The sequence below is a fragment of the Enterococcus sp. HMSC076E04 genome, from assembly GCF_001814285.1.
Lineage (GTDB): Bacteria > Bacillota > Bacilli > Lactobacillales > Enterococcaceae > Enterococcus_B > Enterococcus_B lactis.
Genome location: NZ_KV815575.1, coordinates 80,278 through 101,059, shown reverse-complemented (window position 1 = coordinate 101,059; position 20,782 = coordinate 80,278). Strand labels below are relative to the sequence as shown.

The following is a 20,782-nucleotide window of genomic DNA, read 5'->3' as shown; positions in this document are numbered from 1 at the left end:
GGCAGCTTTTTCACAACCTCTTATACACAGTGTTCCAGAAGTAGCTTCTTTGAAATAAGCCGAAATGTCATAAAAATTTAAGAAGCCATTTTCGTAAATTCCTTCTTATTTCTTGAAGCTGACCACTTCTGTCACAACCTCTTTATTTGTGAGCAAAATCATACTCCGCACATCTTTTTTCTATTTCTTTTATTTCTTCTAAAATCCCTTGGCTATGCGTTTCATTATATGGCCAAAGCAAGACTGCCTCTAATACATAAGGCGAAAAACAGCTTTGATTCATCTCTTTTGAAAAACTCATCGCTGCTATCTCGCTCAATGCACGAATGTTTGATTGGTGTGTATAAAAAGGCAGCCGCCATAGCACAATTTTTTCATTTTGCGTATAAATTCCCTTAACAGAAGCTTCGATGTGGTGAAATAGTTCATGTCCAATAATCAAAGCTTGCGCTGTTTCTTTAGAGATCGAAGTAAGTCCTGAACATTTTAATTTTTCTAACGGCTCCGTCATCAATCGGATCCCTTCATCTTCTGCATAAGTTGCAAAAGTGATTCGTTCGTTTATTTGCTCTGATTCACAGGAAACGATTGGAATAGCCATTTGTTCACAAATTTCTCCTACATCGGCAAAAGGGTACTTTTTTTTGATGCTACATGCCGTTTCGATACCACAATCGATTGATTGTTGTATGAGGATTTTCTGCTTGGACAAAGGGATCTTTTTCCAAAACAAATCTCGCTGAAACTGATAGAATCCCCAAATTTCTTCGGGGATCTGTTGTAATTTGTTTAGTAACTCTTCTAACTTATGTTTGTTTGATGTTTCCGGCAACGACGATCACTTCTTCCTCTGGTTCCATAGTAGATACTTCCAGATCCATCAAAAGCTGTAGTTGTTCCAGATCCGTCGCTGTAAAATCAGAGACTCTTGCTCCTAAACAGAGATAAAATTCTGGTCGGGCGATCAACTCAGTTTGATAAACTGCCATATCTTCCCAAAGTTGTTCGACTGCTGCCATATAATTGGCTGCAGTTGTTTTCAGACAAGAAGCATGTCCACGTTGGACCTTGATAAATCCTTTTTGGTCGATGATCCGAAGACTTCCAGCATTTTTTGAACGATTCTGTTCGCCGCATACATAAAAGAAAGGTGTATTTTCCAATAAGCAAACTTCATTTTTATTTAATCGCATATCCTCTGCAGCAAGCTCTAATGCTTCTTCTGTTGTGATCTCCTTGGTTAGATCGGTTGCTTTCACTTCCGTAGAACCAGTAGCGATAGCCGTTACTTTTGAAGTCTGTGGATCGATTTCTACGTGGACTTCGATCGATTCTGGTGTAGCACCTGATTCAATCGCCTTATTCATCGCTTCATTTTTCAATGATCGGATATCTTCTTTACTTGGTGAAGGAATGATACGTTCTACAACATCTCGGACCATTGCAAGTGCTACACCAATAGAAGAGATCACTTCAGCATTTTCAGGGATAGAATATTTCACACCCATTTTATTGCTGAAGTAAGTAATCAAAGAGGCAGCGCCGCCCCCTACACCTACAAGAGAAATCTGATCTTTCTCCAAGTGATACTTGTCTGCCAATTCTAAAATCACTGGTTCAATCTTAGCATAGGATTTTTCCATGATCTGCTCTGCGATGTCTTCAATCGTCGTATGACAATAGTCTGCTAATGCCTGTATGGCTTTTCGTGCAGATGGGACATTTCCGTAAGAAAAATGTTCTTCTTGCACTAAGCCTAGGACATTGGCTGCACATGTATTTGTAATAGTCACTTCTTCTCCGTCTTCCATCACTACCTTGACGTAATCAGCAGGGTCTCCTTCTTTAGGAGAGAAAAATTCAACCTTAGGACCTTTGATTTTTTCTGTCTCCGTAAATACTGCATAATCTAGACCGGCAATATGTGCAGAACGTGGACCGACATCGATGATTCCTGACTGATTAGCCCGTACCATCGAACCGCCTGCCACACCTAGAACCCGAACATCTAATGAAGAGATATATGTTGGGTGGCCACCTACAATTGAATAATCGATTGCTGGACGTCCATTTTTAATGACCCCGATATTGGTTGTTGTTCCGCCTACTTCAAAATAAACCCCATTAGACGCTCTCAAGTACATCAAAGAGCCCATGACTGATGCTGCTGGACCGGAAAGCATGGTTAAAACAGGTCGTTTTTTCATTTCATTGATTTCCATTACTCCGCCGTCTCCGCGCATGATCATCAAAGAGACATTGACCCCTGCTTCTCGTACAGAGTCTTCTGTCGATGTTGCCGTATCTAGCATTTTTGGTAAAATAGACGCATTGATCGCTGCTGTCCGAGTTCTTCTTGTCAATCCATATAATTTTGTGATGTCAGAAGCCATCGTTGTAGGGATCGATTTTACCGATGCTGCTTCATAAACGACCCGTTCTGGTTCCCCATTATCTACTCCAAATGCCATAGAAGAAACCAAGACTTCCGCTCTTTCCCTTTCTAGAGAAGAAATCGTTTCTGAAACACGGTCTACATTTAAGTGTTTGACAGGTAAGAATGCATTGACGATCTCTATTTTTTTCTTATTCCCTAAATCGATATCGTTCAATCTAGTTTGGCGTTTTGCTAAAAAACCTTCTAATCCACCTTTTGCCATACCGATTACACCGACTTTTGCTACGTCCCCTTCAATCAGCGCATTCGTCGCTTGCGTAGTAGAATGTGCAACAAAAACAACGTCTTCTGGACTAATATTATTTTCCCGCAAACAATTTTGAAAAGATTGAACGACTCCTGCAGCCACCCCACGAACATCGTCGTGGGTCGTTTTCACTGAAGACTTTCCGATGATTTCATGTGTCGCATTATCGATTGCCACTGCTTTCGTATGCGTACCACCGACATCAATTCCCATTCGCACAAAACGTTTCATTTTCTTTTCCTCCATTCATCTAATCATTTCTATCGACGTTTTGTTTACTAGGCGTTCCCGTACAAGAAGAATGTAATCAAACATAAGATCGCACCGATGATCCAACCAGTTGGGATGGATTTCTTCATGTATTCTCGAGACGTTACTTTTGTATACCCTAATCCCCAAGCGACCCAAGATTGTGTAATATCTAAATGCTGAGGGGCAATCGTTGTGATTGCAAACAATGGGAACAAAAAGGCTGGCGACATTGTTGGGTTCACAGCTAATACAACAGCTAAAATAGCTGATCCTGAACCGACTAGATTCATTGGACCGCGGAAAAATCCTAATGGTGTCAATATAGCAAATACGATTGCTAAGACTAATGGTGATTGCGGTATCAAATCTCCGAAAATAGCTGAAAAATAAGGAGAAGCGTACGCAGCTGAGTTATTGAACATCGCTAAGGTCATCAAGAAACCGACCATTGGTGCGACATCGACTGCGCCATCTGTAAATAATTTCGCAAATTGACGACAGATTTCTTTATAACCTCCGCGCAATTTTCCAGTAAACAGCAATGCCCAAATACCTGCTAGAATAAAACCTAAGATGATTGGAAGATCTAACAAAAAGACCCCTAAAACTGGTAATAATACGGCTAACCATGAGATCATTGGTGCGTCGCCGCCTTCAGCCGGTACATTTGCTGCCATTGCATAGCGTTTCTTTTTATTCATTGATATATTAGCCACCGTTAGTACAACAACTAAACTTACAACCATCCCAATCATACCGATTTGGAAATAGTCATTATAAGTGTAGCTTTCAGCTGCTGGGTTGAAACCAGCGTAAATCGTTTGATACTGTTTGAAGTTGACGATATTAGCAAAGATCCCAGCCATGATCGAGCCCATAAATGAGAACAGCGCAACTGGTACTGAGATTCCTAAAGACATCAAGATCGGTAAAACAATGACTGCGATAGAAATCACTGGTCCAATTCCTGTCATCTACATGAATATAACAGCGGTTACAACACACAGCAAACTCATCGTGATTCTTGGTTTGTCCCCTCCAAGTTCGACTACTTTACGAATCAGTGTGGCTGCTATCCCGCTATCTACTAGAACACGCCCGAAAAAGGCACCAAAGAAGACATTTACCAAGATCGATTTGGCGTACTCAGCAGGTCCAGTCGTATAGATATGCGTCAATACATCAATTACTCCTTGTCCTTCCATCGCCGGGTTCGGCGAAAACGTGTTTCCGACTAGCGCTAATCCCATCCATACAGTCGCCATGATGGCAAAACCGACCATCAAGTTGTAGCCCTTTACACAGTACCAGACCATGAAAAAGAATGAGATAACTAACAAAATACCAATAATAATATCACTCATGTTATTCCTCCGTCCATTTTATTTTTCTGATAAACAAACTAATATATCAGTCAAGTTCATTCTAACTTATGCAGTTAGCGCTTTCATTAGAGGATGACCATAAATGTTCGGATTTCAATTAAAAAACCTTAATTATGCTATTTTAGCCTTATACGCTATTATCCCGTTTTATATGGTGAAGAATTGGAAACAAAAAAGGGAGCTGTGACAATGTACCGACCTCCAAAGTTAGACCAAAAAATCTAACTTTTGGAGGTCGGTATTTTTTATGGCTAAGTATACTTTTGAACTTAAATTAAAGATTGTTCATGATTATTTGGATGGTAAAGGCGGAAGTGATTATCTGGCAAAGAAGTATTCCGTTAAGGCTCCGTCACAAGTGAAGCGCTGGATTAATGCCTATCAAGTATTTGGTGAAGCGGGTCTAGTAAGAAAGCGACAAAAGAAAAAATATTCTGTTCAATTTAAGCTGGATGCGATAGAGTTATATCTAACAAGTGAGCTGTCCTATCGTGAAGTTGCCAACACACTTAACATGAACAACCCTAATTTGATCGCTAGTTGGATGCGTCAATTCCGTGAGGGTGGGATCGATGGACTCTCAAAAACGAAAGGATGTCCACCTATCTTGTCTAAGAAAAATGAACCCAAAAATAAGAAAAAATCTACAACTAAAGCAACGTCTGAAGAACGTGAACGCATCGAGGAGTTGGAGAAACGAGTCCGTTCCCTTCAAATTGAAAATGCCTTTTTAAAAGAATTGAGGAAGCTGCGAAAACAGGAAGCCCAACAACGACGAATGAAGCAATCGCACGAATCATCGCAAGCCTCCGAGGACCATTTAAATTAGTTGAGCTTCTAGAAACTTTAAAGTTTCCTAAGGCAACCTTTATGTACTGGCAAAAACGATTAGACCGTCAAAATCCAGATCAAGAGATTGAAGCGGAAATGCTTAAAATTCGGGAGAAGCACAAGGATTATGGCTGTTTACGGATGACCAATGAACTAAGAAACCGCGGTTTCTCTATCAATAAAAAGAAAGTTCAGCGCTTGATCAAGAAGCTAGGAATAAAAGTAACGGCATACACGCGTAAATCACGTCGCTACAATTCTTATCGAGGACAAGTCGGAGCAACAGCCAAAAATCGAATCCATCGTCGTTTCTACACTAGTATCTGCCATCAAAAAATAACGACGGATACAACTGAATTTAAATACCATGAAGTGGATGCCAAAGGCATTATCCGTCAAAAGAAATTGTATCTAGATCCTTTTATGGATATGTTCAATAGTGAGATTTTATCCTATCGTATCTCTGAAAAGCCCAATGCATTAGCAATAATGGAAGGTTTGGAGGAAGCAATCCAGATTACTAATGATTGTCCCTATCGTCGTACATTTCACTCGGATCAAGGTTGGGCGTATCAAATGAACGCTTAAGGAGTACAAAATTTTTCAAAGCATGTCTCGGAAAGGGAACTGCTTAGATAATTCACTTATGGAGAATTTTTTTGGCTTATTAAAACAAGAGATTTTTTATGGGAAAACTTATAACTGTTTCGAGGAATTAAAATCAGCCATCGATAGCTATATCTATTACTACAATAATGAACGGATAAAACAGAAATTAAACTGGCAAAGTCCCGTCCAATTTCGTAAAACAGCCGTAACGGTTGCGTAAAAATATCATTTTAGAGCATGAAAAAAGGAGTGGATTTCTCCACTCCAAAAAAGTCTAACTTTTGGGGGTCACTACAGTGTCACAGTCCCTTTTTCCGAATACACGGTGTTCAAAAGGAAACAAACTTATGAAAAGATGTCTCAATAACCTTATCTTAATAAAGTCACTTCTTCATTAACTACGCCAATGTTGACAGAATCCAAGATCTTTCCATTCTTAGATAAAACAACTATATTGATTCCAGGTTTATTTCGTGAAACTGCTATTCCGTCAATGTTAATATATCCAAACTGCTGATCTTCATAAGGGGTATAGCTAGTTCGAACAGTAATTTCTTCTCTAGCCACATCTTTACTGAAAATATTGTAATTTTGTTTTTGTGATAAAATTACTTCTTTCTTATCTCGAAACATTCCTGAAAAGTTCCAGTGTTGTTTAAAAATCTCTAGATCTAAACTAGGGAAAAGTTTTACCATATCATTTATCAATGCTTCATTTATCTGTGTGACATCACCAAATCCAGCAACAATGAGTGTATTTTCAGAGCCCGCTATTTTTTTTAGATAATCCTGAGCATTCCATATATTCATCAGTTCAGGATCGCCGTTTTTATAGATATTTTTCCAGTCCTCTTCAGATACAGATCGAACACTTTGGAGACCAAAATATTTTGCATTAGATATATTTACAGCCGAATCAACTTCACCAACAATATGATTAAGCTCATTCGAAAAAGCTGGATGTCTTGTCTCACCATATGACGTAAACTCACTTACGACAGGATTCAAGTTACCTTGCGACTTTTGATTTTTCAGATAGTCGTATTGTTCTTCAATATTACGATACGATCGTGCAATATCAATTGATCCTAAGACAAATGTAAATAGAAATTGGACCAACAGAACAGAGCTGATCACACTATAAACAATCTTTGGTGCAGGCTTTTCAATTTCGTCTGGCCATTCTATCATCATTGCGATAAGGAGATATAATACTCCGCCAAAAAAAGAACGCCCCCATCCAAGACCAGTAGGTGATACTGCTAATACATAAATAGTTGCCAAACCTGCAATTATATAAATATAAGATAAACGCACCCACTCTCTTCTTTGATCAAAAATTATTCCAACCGACAGCAATATTGCACATAAAATAAATAATTGTAGCCCATTTTCTTGTAATGTTTGGGTGATATCAACAATCCCTGAAAACAATTTATGAGGTAAAGACCATGTACTACGTTCAAAGTAAGTTGCTCTAATCGCATTTCCTGGAGCCGAAGCCATCATGAACAAGCCAAAAATTGCGCCAATCAAGCCAGAGAACATCCATAACTGTAATGGTTTTTTCTTACAGTAAGTTATATAGATATAACCTAAAATAATTAAAACAGCACCTCCAGATGTGTTCTCATTACACCAACCTGCTACGATACCTAAGATTACCATAATTATCGCATTCCCTAATGATTTAAATGGAAGTAGTTTATTCTCGTAACAGTAGCGATGATAAATAAATAGAACGCTAGTTATAATTATTCCGCCCCATAAATAGTTCGCAGCACCTGTTTCCCACAATATCGTCTGTCCAAATGTAGGAATGAATAGCCATATAACGACATTTATCATCAAATATTTAAAAGCATGAAACTCTGTTTTATCTTTGGTCGTTATCTTGTAAATCAAGACGGTTAGTAATACATAGATTAACGGATTGACCAAATTGAAAACCGTTTTAGGCATCAATAAAAACACACGAGCGATGATATGCACTACAGATCTTCCAGTCCATGTCATATACTGATGATATTCGTCGCTCAGTATTGTAAAAAAGCTAGTAGTTTTATCCATATACTGAATATCATCAGCAATCAAAGGTGTTAAAAAATTTAATACAACCATTATTGAATAAGTACATAACAACATGGCTATTCTTTTATTCTTTTCTATATTTTCTTTTAACCAATTCACTTTTTTCCCTCTTTCGTTATATTTTGTTTAAGAAAAGTTAGCTAAATAATATCCTTTTCTCTTAAAAATTATAACATCTATTCTATTTTAATGCGCGATGAATCCAATAATCTGCAAGATGAAATAATGATTACTAAATTTCTCTTACTGTTTTGTTTAATTATGTATATTACAACACTAAAAAAGAGGAAAGAACATAACTTTTCGTTATCTTCTTTCCTCTTTATAATTGTTTAGCTTATTTAGCCAAAGCGTCTTTTGCTTGGTCAGCCAATGCAGTAAATGCTGCTGCATCGTTAACAGCCAAGTCAGCTAACATTTTACGGTTGATGTCGATTTCAGCAACTTTCAAACCGTGCATTAATTTTGAGTAGCTCAAGCCATTCATACGAGCTGCTGCGTTGATACGAGCAATCCACAATTTACGGAAGTCGCGTTTCTTTTGACGACGATCGCGATATGCGTAGTTGTATGAATTCATTACTTGTTCTTTTGCTGTTTTAAATAAAGTGTGTTTTGAACCGTAGTAACCTTTTGCTAATTTTAGCACTCTTTTACGACGTTTACGAGTTACTGTTCCACCTTTAACACGTGCCATGTATAATTCCTCCTAATAAAAATAAATCTTCAGATTCTGTTATTTGTACTTCTTATTTCATTTTTGCTAGTTGTTGGCGAATACGCTTGAGGTCGCCACTAGAAACCATGCTTGCTTTACGCAATTGACGGCGTTGTTTTTTTGTTTTGCCGTGGAAACGGTGACTTGTAAACGCGCGGAAGCGTTTCAATCCGCCTTTACCAGTACGTTTGAAACGTTTTGCTGATCCGCGGTGTGTTTTTTGTTTTGGCATGACTATATTTCCTCCTCAAAATCTTTCGTTATTCGACTATCGGCTGTCCAACAGCCAGTTAGTCATTCAAATTACTTACTGTCGTTTTTCGGTGCCAGCGTCAAGAACATGCTGCGTCCGTCCATTTTCGCTTTTTGTTCCACTGTTGCAATATCAGCAGTTTCTTCAGCTAAGCGATTCAAGACTTTTTGACCAATTTCTTTATGGGTAATGGCACGGCCTTTGAAACGGATAGAAGCTTTCACTTTATCGCCCTTTTCCAAGAACTTACGTGCATTACGAAGTTTTGTATTGAAGTCATTCAAGTCGATCGTAGGACTTAAGCGAACTTCTTTTACATTGATCACCTTTTGTTTTTTACGCGCTTCGCGGTCTTTCTTTTGTTGTTCGAAACGGTATTTACCGTAGTCCATGATTCGCGCAACTGGTGGTTTCGCACCAGGGGCAACTAACACAAGATCCAAGTTTGCTTGTTCTGCAATATTCAATGCTTCTGCTTTTGTCTTAACTCCTAATTGCTCACCATCTGAACCGATCAATCGTAACTCTCGTGCACGAATGCCGTCGTTAACCATCATATCCTTTGCTATGGTCATTCACCTCCAAATATTATGAGAGAAAGAAAAGCTTACCGAATAAACGGCAATAAAAAAACGAGTTCTCTTACAGAACCCGCGCGTACTTCACCTAATAGAACCAGTGAAAACTATCTAGCCCAGTGACATTATCAACTAAGGCGAGAAGCGGGTGCTTCTGCTTTTATTTCTCAACCATCATAGTATAGCAAAAACCAATCCTTCTGTCAATGTTTTTCATACAGTTTTTCTTCCTTTTCTGAAAATGATTGGTCTAGCAGACTTTCTAGCAGTGATTCCCGCTTCTTTGCTATACTAAAGAAAAACGAGGTGAATCCAAATGAAAAAAATCGAACCTATCCCACCTTCTCTTCCTCCTCTGACAAAAGAAGATTTTTATTTAGAAGATGAAGAAATCCTCTCTGGTCTTCTGATCAATGGAGGTGATCAAAGCTATCTTGATGCCAAAAATATGGTATTAAGAGAGAGTCATGTCCAAAAGCTGACCATGCAAAAAACAGCTTTACGTCATTTTGAATGCAGTAATGTCATTTTTGAAAAGTGTGATTTGTCCAATCTGGAGTGGATTGGTGGCAGTTTCCACCAAGTCGTGTTTCATCAATGTAAATTAACAGGTACGAATTTTGCCGAAAGTTATCTTAGAGACTGCACTTTCACTGACTGCATTGCTTCGATGGCTTCCTTTAGCAGCACAAACTTGAAAGCCGTATCCTTCGATCATTGCCAGTTAGAAGACAGCGAATTTTATGAGGTCACTTGGAAAAATCTTTTTTTGTCTGACAATCAGTTAACTGGTTCGAATTGGTTCCGAACTTCTCTGAAGGGATTAGACTTTACGACTAATTTCTTCACTGCCATTGCTTTATCTCAAGATTATTTGGCAGGACTGATCGTCAACCAGGAGCAAGCACTTGTGATTGCTCAAGCCCTTGGTTTGCAGATCAAAGACTAGATCAACGAATCCGCCGCCATAGTGCAATGAGCATCCAAACAGATAAAACCAGACTGATGATCAAGGCGATTCCCCATCCGAAAACGGAATGGGTAAATGGTAGCTTAAGATTCATCCCGAAAAATCCTGTCACAATAGTCGGTACAGTCAAGATCAGCGACCAGACAGTCAAAAACTTCATCGTGTCATTTAAATTGTTATTCAGTAAATTATTATAAGTGCCAGAAAGCTGATCTAAAATCTGCGAAGCTAAGTTCGTCATTTCAACTGCTTGTCGTGCTTCGATCAGTGCATCGTCCAACTCTTCCTTTTCCTTTTCTGACAACTTGCGATAAATGGCTAATGCCTTGATTTGTTCCAAAAGTACTACATTTTGTTTTGTTCCTGTAACTAAGTAAACCAAACCAATCTCTAAATCTGAAAGTTGCAGTAGATTCTTGTTTGTTGTTTTTTCCCTTAACTTTAGGTTGAGCCGTTGACGTTCGCTATTTACTTCCTCGATTAAAGGAAAAAAGGAATCGGAAATTAAAAATAATGTACGAAACAATAAACTGTATACACTCATGTCTGGCATTCGCTCCAAAAGTGATCGAATCAGTCGAATCACATACTCGGTATTCGGCGTGGTAAATGTAAACAAACCATCTTCTTTTAAAATAAAAGCGATAGGACTAGTTTCGTAATGATTATCAACTTTTTGTTGGTGCGGGACATTTGATACAAGTAGTAACGCTTCATCAAAAGAGTCATACTCTACGCGTGCCCGCTCATTTTTATCTAGAGAATAAGTCAGCATCTCATCGCTGATGCCATATTCTTCTTTTAAATTTTTAACAGCTAGCACATCATCTTGCTGTATATTGATCCAAAAATTACGTTCTTGATTAAAATAGTGTTTTTCCCGCATACTCCATCCTCCTGATATTTGTTTCTAGTATAAAGAAAAAAGCTACTCAAATAAAGGAGCATCCTTTTTTGAGTAGCTTTAAATCAAATAGCTAATTCAGTTTGGCGGATTTCTGCTAATTTTTCTTCGATCATTTTCAAGACTTCTTCTTTTGCTTGAGGATCTTCCACAAAATTATAGCGATCTCCATCGATTTGGATTTTTGGACTTTCTTTGTATTCTTCATACCATTGATCATACCGTCTGTTCAATTCTTTGTAATAATCGTACAGACTTGGGTCAAAGGACAATTGTTCATACGAACGACCACGTTTCTCGATCCGTTCCAGCATCGTATCAAAAGATACACGAATATGAACTAATAAATCCGGGTGTTTTTTATGGGCAGCATAGGGCAGTTCTTCCATCATGTTTTCCAGCAGTTCATCATACACACGAACTTCCGTTTCCGTCGCTCTTCCTAGATCTGCATTTAGATGGAAAAGCAGCGAATCTTCATAAATCGAACGGTCCAATACATTATTGTCATCTTTCATTGCTTGTTTGATGCTTGCAAAACGTTTATTCAAAAAATAAATTTGCAGCAAAAAAGCATACTGTTCAGGGTTTGCATAAAATAAGGGCAAGACTTCATTATCATCAATTGATTCATAAAATGCCTGACTATCAAAGTGTTCAGCCATCATTTCTGTCAAACTTGATTTTCCGGCACCAATTGTACCTGCTAAAACGATCACGCTCATTTACCTCCAGCTCACTTCATCACTAAATATTGTGTTTAACTCCAACCTTTTTAAATATACCCCCAATATCTAGTAGTGTCAATTGTATTTTTTTCTAGTCAAAAAAGAAAAAAGGTCAAAAAATTCTTAAGAAAAAAGGGTTTTTCCTTTAGAAAACGTATTCTTAGTTTTACTTCTGGGATGATTTTAGTAAAATAAAGAAGGAATGTTTTTTGAGACCCTTAGCGGACAAAAAATTTCGTGAAGCAGCGCAACTCGTTTTGGGCGCTTTATTTTTTGCTTAAAAATCACTTTTACGTGAGAAGGAGTTAGATTATGGCAAACTATGGCCAAGGAGAATCAAGCGGAAAGATTATCTTGATGGGCGAGCACGCGGTTGTTTATGGAGAACCGGCGATTGCCTTTCCTTTTTATGCAACAAAAGTCACCGCATTCCTTGAAGAGCTGGATGCAATGGACGATCAATTGGTTTCTTCCTACTATTCAGGAAATTTAGCCGAAGCTCCTCATACATTAAAAAATATCAAAAAATTATTCATCCATTTAAAAAAAGAGCATGATATCCATAAAAACTTGCAACTAACCATCGAAAGCACGATTCCTGCTGAACGTGGAATGGGATCAAGTGCTGCGGTCGCCACAGCAGTTACTCGTGCTTTTTATGATTACTTAGCACTCCCTTTGTCTCGTGAAATACTATTAGAGAAAGTACAACTTTCGGAAAAAATCGCACATGGCAATCCTAGTGGGATCGATGCAGCCGCTACTAGCAGCTTGCAGCCAATTTATTTTACAAAAGGGCATCCTTTTGATTATTTTTCTTTGAATATCGATGCTTTTTTGATTGTCGCTGATACAGGAATCAAAGGACAAACAAGAGAAGCCGTCAAAGATGTCGCTCACCTGTTTGAAAGACAACCACATGAAACTGGACAAATGATCCAAAAATTAGGATACTTGACAAAGCAAGCGAAACAAGCAATCATTGAAAATTCACCAGAAATGTTAGCTCAAACAATGGATGAATCACAATCACTTCTGGAAAAACTGACGATCAGCAACGATTTCCTTGATTTACTAATCCAAACAGCTAAAGGTACCGGTGCATTAGGTGCTAAATTAACTGGCGGCGGACGCGGTGGCTGCATGATTGCATTAGCACAAACAAAAACAAAAGCCCAAGAAATCAGTCAAGCACTTGAAGATGCGGGTGCGGCTGAAACTTGGATACAAGGATTAGGAGTACATACCTATGTTTAAAGGCAAAGCACGCGCATATACCAACATTGCCCTAATCAAATATTGGGGTAAGAAAAATGAAGCACTCATCCTTCCGATGAACAACAGTCTTTCGTTGACATTGGATGCATTTTATACCGAAACAGAAGTCATCTTTTCTGATAGCTATATAGCAGATGAATTTTATCTAGATGACACCTTGCAAGACGAAAAAGCAACAAAAAAAGTTAGTCAGTTTCTTGACCTTTTCCGTAAAGAAGCCGGCATCTCACTAAAAGCTTCAGTAATCAGTCAGAATTTCGTTCCTACCGCAGCCGGATTAGCATCCTCTGCTAGCGGGCTAGCTGCTTTAGCAGGCGCTTGTAATACTGCCCTTAAGCTTGGATTAGACGATCTTTCTCTTTCAAGATTTGCTCGACGCGGGTCTGGTTCAGCTTGCCGAAGTATTTTTGGTGGTTTCGTCGAATGGGAAAAAGGTCATGATGACTTAAGCTCTTATGCCAAGCCAGTCCCTTCTGATTCTTTCGAAGACGATCTAGCAATGGTTTTCATTTTGATCAACGACCAGAAAAAAGAAGTGTCTAGCAGAAATGGGATGCGGCGGACAGTCGAAACATCCAGTTTTTATCAAGGCTGGTTAGATTCCGTTGAAGGGGATCTATATCAATTGAAACAAGCAATCAAAACAAAAGATTTCCAACTTCTCGGAGAAACGATGGAAAGAAACGGACTAAAAATGCACGGAACGACTTTAGCTGCCCAACCACCTTTCACTTACTGGTCTCCTGACAGCTTAAAAGCGATGGATGCGGTGCGGCAATTGAGAAAGCAAGGCATTCCATGCTACTTTACGATGGATGCTGGCCCTAATGTCAAAGTTTTAGTGGAAAACAGCCATTTATCTGAGGTACAAGAAACATTTACCAAATTATTTAGCAAAGAACAAGTAATTACTGCCCACGCTGGTCCAGGAATTGCGATTATTGAATAAAGGGAGATTTTTATGATTGAAGTATCTGCACCAGGCAAACTCTATATTGCCGGAGAATATGCAGTTGTTGAAACAGGTCATCCGGCAGTTATCGCTGCAGTCGATCAATTCGTGACAGTCACTGTAGAGTCCGCACGAAAAGTCGGAAGTATCCAATCTGCACAATATAGCGGGATGCCTGTACGTTGGACAAGACGTAACGGGGAATTAGTTTTAGATATTCGGGAAAATCCTTTTCATTATATCCTTGCTGCTATTCGATTGACTGAAAAGTATGCACAAGAAAAAAATATTCTTTTATCCTTTTATGATCTGAAAGTAACAAGCGAGCTAGACAGTTCAAATGGTCGGAAATACGGATTAGGTTCTAGCGGCGCCGTTACTGTTGCAACGGTCAAAGCCTTGAATGTTTTTTACGCATTGAATTTATCTCAGCTAGAGATTTTCAAGATCGCAGCACTCGCTAATTTAGCAGTTCAAGATAATGGTTCTTGCGGCGACATCGCTGCTAGCTGTTATGGTGGCTGGATCGCCTTCTCGACCTTCGACCATCCTTGGCTCCAAGAACAAGAAACTCAGCATTCTATCAGTGAGTTACTTGCCATGGATTGGCCTGGTCTATCAATTGAGCCATTGATTGCTCCTGAAGATCTACGTTTATTGATTGGTTGGACGGGTAGCCCTGCCTCTACTTCTGATTTGGTCGATCAAGTTCACCGTTCGAGAGAAGATAAAATGGTGGCTTATCAGCTTTTCTTAAAAAACAGTACAGAATGCGTCAATGAAATGATCAAAGGATTTAAAGAAAATAATGTTACGTTGATCCAACAGATGATTCGAAAAAACCGACAATTACTGCATGATTTGTCTGCTATCACCGGGGTTGTTATCGAAACGCCTGCTTTGAACAAATTATGTAATTTAGCTGAACAGTATGATGGGGCTGCAAAGTCTTCCGGTGCAGGTGGTGGGGATTGCGGCATCGTGATCGTTGATCAGAAATCTGGCATCCTTCCTTTAATGAGTGCATGGGAAAAAGCAGAGATCACCCCCCTACCGTTACATGTCTATAGCGATCAAAGAAAGGAAAACAGATGAATCGAAAAGATGAACATGTTTCACTAGCTAAAGCCTTTCATGATAAGCAAAAAAATGAATTTGATTTCGTACGGGTCATTCATAATCCTTTGCCGCAAACAGCAGTTGCTGATGTCGATCTAAGTACACAGGCAGCTGGGTTTACACTAAGCAGCCCGTTTTATATCAATGCGATGACTGGCGGAAGCGAAAAAACAAAAAAAATCAACCAAGATCTTGCAATCGTCGCAAGAGAAGCAGATTTGATGATTGCCACTGGTTCAGTCAGCGCTGCCTTGAAGGACCCTTCTTTAGCCGATACTTATACAATTGTGCGACAAGAATATCCTCACGGGAAAATCATTGCCAACATCGGTGCAGGAACTTCTGTCGAAAGAGCCCAAGAAGCTATCCGATTGTTTCACGCAGATGCCTTACAGATTCATTTGAATGCACCTCAAGAATTGGTCATGCCTGAGGGAGACCGTGATTTTACTAACTGGAAAGCACTTATCCAAGAGATTCAAACAGCCATTGATGTCCCCCTCATCGTAAAAGAAGTCGGGTTTGGCATGACAAGAGAAACGATCAAAGATTTAGCTTCTTTAGGGGTTCATACAGTTGATATCAGCGGTCGAAGCGGGACAAGTTTCACCCAGATTGAAAATGCCCGTCGCTCCAAGCGAGAACTGAATTATCTAGCTGATTGGGGGCAATCGACAGTCGCCTCATTGCTTGAAGCAAATGAAGCAGACACTTCTATGGAAATCCTAGCCTCCGGAGGTATCCGCAATGCCTATGACATATTTAAGGCCCTTTGTCTAGGCGCAAAAGCAGTGGGCACTTCAGGAACTGTATTGACTCATCTGATGAATCATGGCGTAGAAGAAACCATTATGCTAATGAAACAATGGCAAGAGGAACTTCGTCTGCTTTATACCATGATCGGCGCAACGAATATCGCGACCCTCCACCAACAATCTCTCATCTTTTCCGGTCCAGTGAAGGATTGGTGCGAAGCAAGAGGAATCGACTTAGTGAAGTATGGAAGACGCACAGAAAAAGGAGTATGACTGATTTACGTCATACTCCTTTTTTTCAAATAAATGATGTTTGATCAGCTGTCCTTCGGTATTCGTTCAAGCTGCTGATTTCATAACCTCTCCACTAAACAGTGTACTAAACCTCGTTTAAGGTTGTTTTCCGATATAGGCAAGTATGCCGCCGTCTACATACAAGACATGGCCGTTAACGAAATCCGATGCGCTAGAAGCCAAGAAGACAGATGGCCCAGCCAAATCGATTGGCTCGCCCCAACGTGCTGCTGGCGTACGTCCAACGATAAATTGGTCGAATGGATGACGTTCACCGTTTTCTTGTGTTTCGCGTAATGGAGCAGTTTGCGGTGTAGCAATATAACCTGGTCCAATTCCATTACATTGGATATTGTATTGACCGTATTCAGAAGCGATGTTTTTCGTCAGCATTTTTAATCCGCCTTTTGCCGCAGCATAAGCACTGACCGTTTCGCGTCCTAATTCACTCATCATAGAACAGATATTGATGATTTTACCGCCGCCTTTTTCGATCATATCTGGAATAACTGCTTTTGAAACGATAAATGGAGCATTTAAATCCACGTCGATCACTTGACGGAAGTCAGCCGCATCCATTTCAATCATCGGTGTCCGTTTGATGATCCCTGCATTATTGACTAGAATATCAACTGAACCTACATCTTCTTTGATTTGCTGAACCATTGCTTGAACCGCTTCTTCATCAGTTACATCGCAGACATAACCTTTTGCATCGATGCCCGCTTCTTTATAATGCGCTATACCTTCATCAACTGATTCTTGATTCAAGTTATTAAACACGATTTTTGCTCCTGCTGTAGCTAAAGAGCGTGCAATCTCAAATCCAATACCATAGACGGCACCGGTGACTAATGCTACTTTTCCATCTAAACGAAACATATCCATATTAAATTCCATCATTTTCTCTCCCTTATGCTTATTTTAATTGATCCATTTGCACCATATCCATGTCTGTATAGGTGATGTTTTCTCCGCACATTGCCCAGATGAATGAGTAATTGCTTGTACCTACACCTGAATGGATCGACCAGCTTGGTGAAATAATAGCTTGTTCATTGTCTACGACTAAATGTTTTGTTTCATCTGGTTTGCCCATCATGTGGAACACACGTGTATCTTCATTGGCATAATCAAAGTAGACATAAGCTTCCATACGACGTTCATGTGTATGACAAGGCATCGTATTCCAAGCACTTCCTGGTTCTAAAATCGTATAACCCATTTGTAATTGACAGCTTTCGCATACATTTGGATGGATGTATTGATAGATTTTACGTTCATTCAATGTCAGACCTTCACCAGTTTCCATTGGTTTTACTTGGTCGATACTGATTTTTACATTTGGATATTTATGATGTGCTGGAACAGAACTAATATAGAATTTAGCTGGGTTTTCAGCATCTTGAGAAGAAAATACGACATGTCGTGTTTCTTTTCCGATATAATAGCCGTCTTGTTTTTTCATTTCTTCTTTTTGCCCATCGATCTCGATGAATCCTGGTCCACCGATATTGATCACACCTAGTTCACGACGTTCTAAGAAGTAATCAACACCTAGTTCTTTGTCTAATGTGATTTCTAATTCTTTTTCAGTAGGTGTCACGCCACCAAAGATCATTCGATCGTTGTGTGTATAAGTCAAACTGATTTTTCCTGGTTCAAATACCTTTTCTACTAAAAACTCTTTTCTCAATTGTTCCGTTGAATAATGACGGATATCTTCTGGACTGTGTGTATAACGTGTTTCCATTTCTTGCATTTTCTTCTACTCCTTCTATCGAATGATTTTTCCAGAGCCGCATGCTAAAAATTGTGCGACTTCTTCTTGACTGAATTGGTTGCAGTCCCCGTGGATCGTATGCTTCAAGGCAGAAGCTGCCGTAGCAAAATCAATGATTTCTTGCGGGGGCATATTGGATAAAATCCCATGGAGCACGCCACCTGCAAAAGCATCTCCGCCACCTACTCGATCCACGATCGGGGTGATTCTATGGACTTGGGATTCCACATATTCACGGTTCATCCACAATGTCCCCTTCAATTCATTTTCACTTGCTGAATGAACGGTACGTTTGGTCGAATAAAACACCTGGATATTCGGGAACTTTTCCTGCATTTTTTGATAATAATAAATTAGAGGTTGTTCTTCTGCTTCTGGCGCTTTCTCGATACCTAACAAATAAAGAGCATCCATTTTTCCAGCTGAACAGATATCTACTAAAGGTAAAAGCTGATGGATTACTTCGCTGGCTTCTTGCTGTGTCCATAATTTCCCGCGATAGTTGATATCGAAGCTGATCAGGCAGCCGGCTTTTTTTGCAGCTTCTATCACTTGTTTCGTCATTTTTTGCCATTTTTTAGACAAAGCTGGGGTGATTCCTGAAACATGAAATATATCTATTCCTTGGAATAACTCCTCTAACGACCATTCCAAATGATCCATTTCAGCAAAGCTTGATCCGGCACGATCATAGATCACTGAGGCGGCGCGTTCGCCACTACCAGTTTCCATATAATAAGTACCTAGTCTTGGTCCACCAGATAATACCTGTTTCGTATCTACTCCATAACATTGCAAGTGCTTTTTGACTGCTTTTCCCAATGCGTTATCAGGTACTTTGGTAGCAAAAACCGCGTCATGTCCGTAATTAGCTAAAGAAATTGCTACGTTTGCTTCCCCTCCGCCATAATGGGCTGCGAATCGTTCACTTGAATCGATGCGGGTTCCCTGTTCTGTGGACAATCGCAACATGATTTCTCCGAGTGTCACTACTTTTCCCATAAGCAGTTACCTCATGATTTCTTTCATTTTTGCTGCATACTGTTGCGCGACTTCCGTTACTTTGTCAAAATCTCCTGTAGCTGCAGGTGCTAAAAGGTTCCCACCTACTCCGACTGTTACGACACCAGCATCGAACCACTCTTTTATATTGTCCAGACTCACACCACCAGTTGTCATGATATTGACTTGAGGCATCGGTGCCTTGAAGGCAGAAATGATACTTGGTCCATAAGCGCTTCCAGGAAATAGTTTGACGATATCTACCCCGCTTTTCAGCGCTGTTTTGATCTCGGTAATCGTCATACATCCTGGTAAGTAAGGAATTTGATACAGATTGCACATCTCTGCCGTTTCTTGATCAAAGGAAGGGCTAACAATATACTCTGCGCCAGCTAAGATAGCCAAGCGAGCTGTGACAGCGTCTAATACTGTACCTGCGCCAATCACTATTTCTGGTTGATCTTTGTAAAATGACAAAAGTTCTTTGATTACTTGATCCGCTTGAGGGACTGTAAAAGTCAACTCAATACCAGTTAGACCACCTTTGATGATTGCGTGGCAAGCATTCAAAGCTTCTTCTTTACTTTTTCCGCGTACCACCGCAATCACTCCGGCGTTTTTCAATCGAGATAAAATATCAATTTTTTTCATCTTCTCCACCTATTTCCTATTTAGAAATTTTATTTTATAACTTGGAAATCTATACCCATATTATACGGCAGAAAAGAAAAAATGCGAACGCTTTTTTCATTATTTTTGAATTCTTTGCTCGATTTCGCTTTTTGTTTGCTTGAGGGCACTGATTATTTGTTCTTTTGTCTCATCTGTTAAACGATATTTCGGCATACTTACACTAAATGCACCAATGATTTGTTCATTTTTCACGATTGAGGCTCCTATACAAAAAATATCACGTTCGATTTCTTCATCGTCAAATGCAACGTGGGTTTCTTTTACCGTTTGGATTTCCTTTTTCAAACGCAAGGCATTGGTAATCGTGTACTCCGTGTAAGGGATCAACGGATGTTTTTCAAGATAATCAGTGTACTGCTCTTCACTGAATTCTGCTAATACGGCTTTACCCATCGCAGAATTGTATAATGGTCGGGTGATTCCGATTTTTGAAGACATACGGATCGTTTGATGTTTTGGATCTAGTTTGTTCACATACAAGATTTCATTGTTGTCCAATACCCCTAAGTGGATAGTCTCATCGATTTTTTGCTGCAACTGTTCTAAAAATGGTAAAGTCAGTTCTACCAAATCGATTTGTTCAATGTTTTTATTCGCGTAGCGAATAAGCTTTGCACCTAAACGATAATTTTTCTCTGAATTTTTATTTACGTAGCCGATCATCAGTAAAGTATCTAGTATTTTCAAGACTGTAGAAGAAGTCATTCCCACACCCTTTGCGATTGTCTGCAAAGAGATGTCTGGATTTTCCGCTAAATAGTCTAGTATTTTAGAAGCTTTGATCAATACAGTTCCATAAGGTTTTTTATTTTCCATATAATATTCTCCTATTTCTTTATAAGAAAAATTATAGCGGAAATACCATCCATTTAAAAGAGATAA

The 20,782-nt window shown here is 39.4% G+C and carries 18 protein-coding genes, 2 pseudogenes and 1 other annotated feature; of the genes and pseudogenes, 6 read left to right on the top strand and 14 right to left on the bottom strand.

Annotation, left to right across the window (positions count from 1 at the left end; translation table 11 throughout):
• Positions 1 to 142: 142 nt before the first annotated feature.
• The 3 genes and pseudogenes from HMPREF2961_RS02690 to HMPREF2961_RS02680 all read right to left on the bottom strand — a co-directional run bounded on the left by HMPREF2961_RS02690 (position 143) and on the right by HMPREF2961_RS02680 (position 4,321).
• A complete protein-coding gene (locus HMPREF2961_RS02690; RefSeq protein WP_002336133.1) occupies positions 143 to 832 on the bottom strand; it encodes a hypothetical protein in 690 nt (229 codons plus the stop codon).
• On the bottom strand, positions 807 to 2,936 hold the full coding sequence (locus HMPREF2961_RS02685) for a hydantoinase/oxoprolinase family protein (RefSeq protein ID WP_002315613.1): 2,130 nt from the start codon (positions 2,934 to 2,936) through the stop codon (positions 807 to 809). The genes HMPREF2961_RS02690 and HMPREF2961_RS02685 overlap by 26 nt, the downstream gene beginning before the upstream one ends.
• Before the next feature lie 47 nt (positions 2,937 to 2,983).
• Positions 2,984 to 4,321 (bottom strand): annotated as a pseudogene (locus tag HMPREF2961_RS02680) (citrate transporter).
• 268 nt (positions 4,322 to 4,589) lie between these two features.
• Between HMPREF2961_RS02680 and HMPREF2961_RS14410 the strand changes: the two are divergent.
• Positions 4,590 to 6,002 (top strand): annotated as a pseudogene (locus HMPREF2961_RS14410) (IS3 family transposase).
• Between the two features lie 149 nt (positions 6,003 to 6,151).
• Here HMPREF2961_RS14410 and HMPREF2961_RS02665 read toward each other — a convergent pair.
• The 4 genes from HMPREF2961_RS02665 to infC all read right to left on the bottom strand — a co-directional run bounded on the left by HMPREF2961_RS02665 (position 6,152) and on the right by infC (position 9,419).
• Positions 6,152 to 7,972: a DUF3329 domain-containing protein gene (locus tag HMPREF2961_RS02665; protein ID WP_002315607.1), complete on the bottom strand. Its 1,821-nt coding sequence runs from the start codon at positions 7,970 to 7,972 to the stop codon at positions 6,152 to 6,154.
• A 238-nt stretch (positions 7,973 to 8,210) separates the two neighbouring features.
• Positions 8,211 to 8,570, bottom strand: coding sequence for a 50S ribosomal protein L20 (rplT, locus tag HMPREF2961_RS02660; protein WP_002293355.1), 360 nt, complete (start codon positions 8,568 to 8,570; stop codon positions 8,211 to 8,213).
• Positions 8,571 to 8,622: 52 nt separating this feature from the next.
• Positions 8,623 to 8,823, bottom strand: a complete 201-nt coding sequence (rpmI, locus tag HMPREF2961_RS02655; RefSeq protein WP_070703913.1) for a 50S ribosomal protein L35 — start codon at positions 8,821 to 8,823, stop codon at positions 8,623 to 8,625.
• A gap of 71 nt (positions 8,824 to 8,894) precedes the next feature.
• Complete coding sequence (gene infC / locus HMPREF2961_RS02650) at positions 8,895 to 9,419, bottom strand: translation initiation factor IF-3 (RefSeq protein WP_002293357.1); 525 nt, start codon at positions 9,417 to 9,419, stop codon at positions 8,895 to 8,897.
• A gap of 43 nt (positions 9,420 to 9,462) precedes the next feature.
• Positions 9,463 to 9,588: a sequence feature (ribosomal protein L20 leader region), on the bottom strand.
• A gap of 150 nt (positions 9,589 to 9,738) precedes the next feature.
• Between infC and HMPREF2961_RS02645 the strand changes: the two genes are divergently transcribed.
• A complete protein-coding gene (locus HMPREF2961_RS02645; protein WP_002315606.1) occupies positions 9,739 to 10,371 on the top strand; it encodes a pentapeptide repeat-containing protein in 633 nt (210 codons plus the stop codon).
• A 1-nt stretch (position 10,372) separates the two neighbouring features.
• Here the strand turns inward: HMPREF2961_RS02645 and HMPREF2961_RS02640 are convergent, their stop codons facing one another.
• Together HMPREF2961_RS02640 and HMPREF2961_RS02635 are read right to left on the bottom strand one after the other, a co-directional pair.
• Entirely contained in the window at positions 10,373 to 11,278 is a 906-nt protein-coding gene (locus tag HMPREF2961_RS02640; RefSeq protein WP_002313988.1) for a magnesium transporter CorA family protein, read from the bottom strand.
• Between the two features lie 83 nt (positions 11,279 to 11,361).
• Entirely contained in the window at positions 11,362 to 12,021 is a 660-nt protein-coding gene (locus HMPREF2961_RS02635; RefSeq protein WP_002293362.1) for a deoxynucleoside kinase, read from the bottom strand.
• 315 nt (positions 12,022 to 12,336) lie between these two features.
• On the opposite strand from HMPREF2961_RS02635, the gene mvk reads away from it, so the two are divergent.
• From mvk to fni, 4 genes are read left to right on the top strand one after another with little or no spacing between them, the layout of a single operon-like run.
• On the top strand, positions 12,337 to 13,281 hold the full coding sequence (gene mvk, locus HMPREF2961_RS02630; protein WP_002315604.1) for a mevalonate kinase: 945 nt from the start codon (positions 12,337 to 12,339) through the stop codon (positions 13,279 to 13,281).
• Positions 13,274 to 14,251, top strand: coding sequence for a diphosphomevalonate decarboxylase (mvaD, locus tag HMPREF2961_RS02625; RefSeq protein ID WP_002293367.1), 978 nt, complete (start codon positions 13,274 to 13,276; stop codon positions 14,249 to 14,251). The genes mvk and mvaD overlap by 8 nt, the downstream gene beginning before the upstream one ends.
• A 12-nt stretch (positions 14,252 to 14,263) precedes the next feature.
• Positions 14,264 to 15,349: a phosphomevalonate kinase gene (locus HMPREF2961_RS02620; protein WP_002315603.1), complete on the top strand. Its 1,086-nt coding sequence runs from the start codon at positions 14,264 to 14,266 to the stop codon at positions 15,347 to 15,349.
• Entirely contained in the window at positions 15,346 to 16,401 is a 1,056-nt protein-coding gene (gene fni / locus HMPREF2961_RS02615; protein ID WP_002315602.1) for a type 2 isopentenyl-diphosphate Delta-isomerase, read from the top strand. The genes HMPREF2961_RS02620 and fni overlap by 4 nt, the downstream gene beginning before the upstream one ends.
• A 117-nt stretch (positions 16,402 to 16,518) precedes the next feature.
• Here the strand turns inward: fni and HMPREF2961_RS02610 are convergent, their stop codons facing one another.
• From HMPREF2961_RS02610 to HMPREF2961_RS02590, 5 genes are all read right to left on the bottom strand, one after another.
• On the bottom strand, positions 16,519 to 17,322 hold the full coding sequence (locus HMPREF2961_RS02610) for a gluconate 5-dehydrogenase (RefSeq protein ID WP_002320630.1): 804 nt from the start codon (positions 17,320 to 17,322) through the stop codon (positions 16,519 to 16,521).
• Between the two features lie 19 nt (positions 17,323 to 17,341).
• On the bottom strand, positions 17,342 to 18,184 hold the full coding sequence (kduI, locus tag HMPREF2961_RS02605; RefSeq protein ID WP_002288239.1) for a 5-dehydro-4-deoxy-D-glucuronate isomerase: 843 nt from the start codon (positions 18,182 to 18,184) through the stop codon (positions 17,342 to 17,344).
• Positions 18,185 to 18,199: 15 nt separating this feature from the next.
• Positions 18,200 to 19,207: a sugar kinase gene (locus HMPREF2961_RS02600; protein ID WP_002315601.1), complete on the bottom strand. Its 1,008-nt coding sequence runs from the start codon at positions 19,205 to 19,207 to the stop codon at positions 18,200 to 18,202.
• A gap of 6 nt (positions 19,208 to 19,213) precedes the next feature.
• Positions 19,214 to 19,858, bottom strand: coding sequence for a bifunctional 4-hydroxy-2-oxoglutarate aldolase/2-dehydro-3-deoxy-phosphogluconate aldolase (locus HMPREF2961_RS02595; protein WP_070703911.1), 645 nt, complete (start codon positions 19,856 to 19,858; stop codon positions 19,214 to 19,216).
• 99 nt (positions 19,859 to 19,957) lie between these two features.
• A complete protein-coding gene (locus tag HMPREF2961_RS02590) occupies positions 19,958 to 20,716 on the bottom strand; it encodes an IclR family transcriptional regulator (protein ID WP_002293373.1) in 759 nt (252 codons plus the stop codon).
• Between the last annotated feature and the right edge of the window lie 66 nt (positions 20,717 to 20,782).